Source organism: Methanomethylovorans sp. (assembly GCF_041305605.1).
Lineage (GTDB): Archaea > Halobacteriota > Methanosarcinia > Methanosarcinales > Methanosarcinaceae > Methanomethylovorans.
In genome coordinates, this window is record NZ_JBFYLB010000048.1 from 1 (window position 1) to 5,349 (window position 5,349).

Genomic DNA, 5,349 nt, shown 5'->3' on the forward strand with positions numbered 1-5,349 from the left:
CCTTCTGATAAAGCAGTTCCAGCTATTACCCACAAGGTCCAGCCGGTCTGCGCGTTTTAGCCCTTCGTAGACAAGCATTTGATTCTGATGGTCCTTATAGCGTAAAAAAGCTCTTTGTATCATTTTGTCTTTTCTGGAAGTTGCAACATAGATGTTCTTGCCAGTGAAAGGATCAATTCCCGTATGGAACATACATGTGGCAGCAGTCATCGGCGTGGGTGTGAAATCCTGCACCTGCTCTGTGTACCTTCCGGTGTCTCTTATGTATTCTGCTGTTTCTATCATGTTGTTAAGAGTGCACCCTGGGTGGCCGGACATCAAAAATGCTACAAGGTACTGGTCTTTGCCCACTTTCCTGTTGATCTCCTTGTACTTCTGCTCGAATTTCTCAAATACTTCCCTGCGAGGTTTTTTCATGGCATCGGTGACTGCATTGCAGTAATGCTCGGGTGCTACCTTGAGCTGTCCGCTGACATGATGAGCACACAGTTCTTCCATGTACTGTTCATCAAGGAGTGCAAGATCATAACGTACGCCATATCCTACGAAAACTTTTGATATGCCCGGTATTTCCCGCAGTCGTTGCATCAGCTCTATCAACTTCTTATGGCTTGTGTTAAGCGATGGGCAAGCCTGGGGATAAATGCATAGTTTGTCTGTGCATGTTCCCTTCTTTTCCCACTTCCCGCATTCCATCCCATACATGTTTGCAGAAGGCCCGCCAAGTCCATTAATGATACCTTTAAAGCCTTTGATCTTCTTCAGCCCTTCAGCTTCTCTTAGTATTGATTCAATGCTCCGGCTTGAGATAATTCTTCCCTGGTGCAGGACTATTGCGCAGAAAGAGCAGGAACCAAAACATCCTCTGTGAGTCGTGATGGAGAACCTGGCCATGTCAAGGGCAGGTATGGGTTCTTTGTATGAGGGGTGTGCACTTCTTGTATAGGGCAGCTCATACACGTGGTCCAGTTCCTTCTCATTAAGAGGACGCATGGGCTTGTTCTGTATAATCACTGTTTTCGGATGAACCTGTACTATCCCTCTTCCCCGTACGGGGTCCTGTTCATCGAATGTAAGTTTGAATGCTTTGGAATAGAGTACTTTGTCCTGTAATACTTCGGTATACGAAGGTATCTCAATATTGCTCTTGAGCATTTCTTCTCTTTTTTCCTTCCAGATTTTAACTTCCATTTTCCAGACTGTGCCGTCGATGTCAGTTATAACTTTTACAGGTACACCTTTATCCAGTTTTTCTGCTATCTGGAGTATCTGCAGTTCACCCATACCATAGATCAGCAGGTCGGCAGGTGTGTCTGCCAGGATTGACTGGCGCACTTTGTCTGACCAATAATCATATTGGGCAAAACGGCGCAAAGAAGCTTCTATGCCTCCAATGACCATCGGAACATCAGGGTATGCTTCCCGCAGCCTGTTGGAATAAACAATAGTTGCTCTGTTCGGCCTCATTCCGGGTTTATTTCCAGGGGAATATGCATCTTCATGGCGCAACCTCTGCGAAGGCGTATAGTTGCTCACCATTGAGTCCGTGTTTCCCCCACTTACAGCAAAGAATAAGCGTGGCTTTCCTAATCTTTTAAAATCTTCAATGCTGTCCCATTTAGGTTGTGCAATAATACCTACTCTGTATCCGGCATCTTCAAGGACCCTGCCGATGATGGCCGTTCCAAACCCGGGATGATCCACATAGGCATCCCCAGTCACAATGATCACATCAAGTTCTTCCCAGCCTCTTTTCTTTGCTTCTTTAAGGTCCATTGGGAGAAACTGAGGGACAAATGAAGCTTGCTCTTTCTTTTTTCCAGTCATAATTAAATGATTTTAAATATGCTTTTAGCCATGCGATATGATAGTTCTATCTGGCGTTTCACGTTGTCAGAAGTAGGTTCTCCATGTCCTGGATACATTGTCCTTACATCTAATTGTGTAAGTTTATATATAGATTCACTTATCTTTGCGGAGTTACCACCTATAAAATCTGTGCGCCCTATACTACCCTGTGGAAATACCGTATCACCTGAGAACAATGATTTTGATACAGGTTCATAAAGACATATGCCGCCAGGTGTGTGTCCGGGTGTATGTATTATTTCCAGATGTTCTCCATTTCCGATGGATATATTTTCCCCGTCATCCAGCAGGACATCAGGCACAAAAGATGGGGCTTTGCTATCAAAGGCTGCAGCTGCACTGGCCTCATTGTGATGTAGCCCTTCAACATCGTTCTTGTGGATAGCTATACTTGCACCGCTTTTTTTGGAAATGGTTTCTGCTGATGCACTATGATCGTAGTGGCAATGAGTGAGGATGATGAGTTCAAGGTTCTGTATATCAATGTTCTTCTCGATTTCTGTTATCAACGCATTTGTGTTAATGCCCGTGTCTATCAGCACTTTACCGTTGACAAGGTACGAATTTGCATCATAGTAGCCAGTATGGAATTTTTTTACATTCATGTTCTTTATCCCTTGTTCCCAATATCTGAATCTTAGAGGCCGAAAACCCTTATAGTGTTTTTCCTTGTGCACTCTGCTATATCCTTCTCTTCTATTCCTCTTAATTTTGCAATCCATGGAAGGGAATCAAGAATGAATGCCGGTTCATTCCTACCTTTGCGGGGGGAAAGATATGGGCTATCTGTTTCTAGAAGCATGTGTTCTAATGGTACTTCTCTAGCTATTTCCTGATGATGTTCCGAGAAACAGACCAAAGTGGGAACTGATATAAAATGTCCGGCGTCTACTATATTCCGCATGGTTTCAAGGTTCCCTCCATAGCAGTGAAATACTACTTTGTCAAGGTGTCCTGACAATCTCAGTGCAATATCTTCTGCTTCTCTGCCGTGTATCACAAGAGGTTTATTGTATTTATCGGCAAGTTCTATGACCTGTTTGAACACTTCTATTTGCCTGTTCCTTTCAGCATTTGAAGTAAAGTAATGGTAATCAAGTCCTGCTTCACCTATTCCCACTATGTTGGTGACATGATCTTCTATAAAATTTAACATTAAATGTACCTGTTCATCAGTGGCTTCCGGTGAAAGGTGGGGGCTGAATCCCAGAGTTGCATGGATATAGTCATATTCCCGAGCAAGTTCAAGGCTTGATATATTGGTTTTTGGATCAACTCCGGAATTGATCATCTGATCTACACCGGCCTTGCGGGCACATTGTATGGTTGCTTCTCTATCCTTATTGAATTTGGGAAAATCAAGATGACAGTGAGAATCTATAACCTGGAAATCCATGATAAGTCATTAATTGTTTGCTGTAATCATAAAGGGAACGATTCAGAAGATTCACATTCAATGCAGTTGATTATAGCTCTAAAAAGAAAAGGGTTTCCAGGCATTGTTGCCTGGTGATATCTTGATTCAATTGCAGTGTTATTGCATATTCCACAATTTCTTCTTGTCAAGCAGGATGTTTATGGCTGTTATGAGCGCATCCACTGATGCTGTCACAATGTCGGTGCTGGCGGCATGAGCAGTTACCACCCGTCCGTCTTCATCCTCTACGCCTATAGTGACCTCAGCAAGAGCATCGGCTCCTCCGGTGATGGCTTCGATGCGGAAGTCACGTATCTTGACCTTTGTGTACCCTGCAATCATTTGCTGTACTGCTTTAACAGCGGCATCAACTGGTCCGGTACCAATGTTGGAGGCTACTGCTTCATCGTTGCCAATAATAGCCCTGACAACTGCAGTGGGCGTTGTAAGGTTGCTTGTCATCACTGAGAGTTCCTTAAGTTTTATAGTCTCGCTGCCAAGGTTTCTTCCCAGTACGTCTGATGCAACAGCATGAAGATCAGCATCACATATACGCTTTCCTTTGTCTGCGATAGCCTTTATCCTCTTGACTATCTCGTCCAGTTGCTCTTCAGTGGTCTGGATACCAGCATCTTCCAGAGATTTCTGAACAGCATGCTTGCCTGCGTGCTTTCCAAGTACTATACGTCTTTTATGTCCGACCATCTCAGGCGTCATGATGCCAGGTTCGAATGTGTCAGCTTTAGTGAGTACTCCATGTGTGTGGATGCCTGACTCGTGGGCAAAGGCGTTCTCGCCAACAATAGGTGTGTTTGGAGGCATGTGTATGCCTGTATAGTTCTCCACCATTTTGGATGTTTCAAGCAGGTATTCTGTTTTGATGTTAGTCTTTGCACCGTAAATTGATTGCAGGCACATGACCACTTCGGCAAGATTAGCGTTGCCTGCTCTTTCCCCTATTCCATTTACAGTCACTTGGATCTGGCTTGCTCCAGCCTCTACTGCCATGAGGCTGTTAGCAACTGCTATGCCGAAGTCGTTGTGGCAATGAACATCTATGGGGATTTTTACTTCCTTGCTGACTGCACCTACCAATTGGTACATGTGGGAGGGGGACATTATCCCTACCGTGTCTGGTACATTGAGAATGTCGCAACCTGCTCCTTCTACTGCCTTGTATACTTCTATTAGGTAATCGAGGTCAGTACGGGTGGCATCCATGGCTGAGAACATGCACTTAACGCCATGGTCCTTTATGTACTGCACTGCATCCACAGCCATTGTGAGCACTTCTTCTTTGCTCTTCTTTATAGTGTGGATTCTCTGTATGTCAGATGTGGATACGAATGTATGTATCATGTCCACACCTGTGTCCAGGCATGCATCCAGGTCTTTTGTCAGCACTCTTGCAAGACCACACACGTCCAGTTTAAGGCTTTCGTTGGCGATAGCTTTCACAGACTGCTTATCTCCATCAGAGGAAATAGGGAATCCGGCCTCAAGAACGTCTACTCCAAGCTTGTCCAGCTGCCTTGCGATCTTCAGCTTCTGGTCATTTGTCAGAGAGACACCGGGTGTCTGTTCACCATCGCGCAGTGTGGTATCGAAAATAGTGATTTTCTTGTTCAACAGCGGTTCTGTGTTATAAAAAACGATCCCTCAGTTGCATTTCTGCGCTCATAGTAATCATAAAGCTGTGTCAAGTTATTATATTTAAACGTTTCTTTTTGCATGCATTTACTATTCCTCCAATTTTGATTATAAAGTCCCGTTAAAGCGATAGGTATTTATAGAAGCATGTGCTTCTAGGGGTGCTCGCAAGGGGCGTTGCAGCGCGGAAACGCAATGCAGCTCGCTTGAGAGATTATACCGTTAAGTTATCATCGATAAATGTCCGTTTTGCTTTGTGCTCTGCGCCAGTCGCAAGGTATATATAGCAAGACGCGCATTATGGTGATTCCCGCACAACAACTGTTGTGCGTGATAATCACCGCTTTATCGTAAGTGGAGACAGGAGTTATTTCTTGTCTGACGTTGGATTTGGCAGTTCGGTTAATTCTGGT

The 5,349-nt window shown here is 44.3% G+C and carries 5 protein-coding genes; all 5 read right to left on the reverse strand.

All coding sequences use genetic code 11. From position 1 onward, the window contains the following. Positions 1 to 1,776: YgiQ family radical SAM protein (locus ACCM36_RS03230; RefSeq protein WP_370572296.1), on the reverse strand; the 1,776-nt coding region annotated here is incomplete at its 3' end. A gap of 53 nt (positions 1,777 to 1,829) precedes the next feature. After that, complete coding sequence (locus tag ACCM36_RS03235; protein ID WP_370572292.1) at positions 1,830 to 2,474, reverse strand: MBL fold metallo-hydrolase; 645 nt, start codon at positions 2,472 to 2,474, stop codon at positions 1,830 to 1,832. Between the two features lie 32 nt (positions 2,475 to 2,506). Then, entirely contained in the window at positions 2,507 to 3,265 is a 759-nt protein-coding gene (locus ACCM36_RS03240; protein ID WP_370572293.1) for a TatD family hydrolase, read from the reverse strand. 138 nt (positions 3,266 to 3,403) lie between these two features. Then, the gene (locus ACCM36_RS03245; protein WP_370572294.1) at positions 3,404 to 4,915 is read right to left on the reverse strand and encodes a 2-isopropylmalate synthase; all 1,512 of its coding nucleotides are present in this window, start codon (positions 4,913 to 4,915) and stop codon (positions 3,404 to 3,406) included. A gap of 251 nt (positions 4,916 to 5,166) precedes the next feature. Then, positions 5,167 to 5,349 (reverse strand): hypothetical protein (locus ACCM36_RS03250; protein ID WP_370572295.1); only part of this gene is annotated, 183 nt, incomplete at its 5' end.

Bases quoted from the DNA above. Each gene is read 5' to 3' on its own strand.
- ACCM36_RS03235 (WP_370572292.1), bottom strand. From the start codon at position 2,474: ATGAATGTAAAAAAATTCCATACTGGCTACTATGATGCAAATTCGTAC.
- ACCM36_RS03240 (WP_370572293.1), bottom strand. From the start codon at position 3,265: ATGGATTTCCAGGTTATAGATTCTCACTGTCATCTTGATTTTCCCAAA.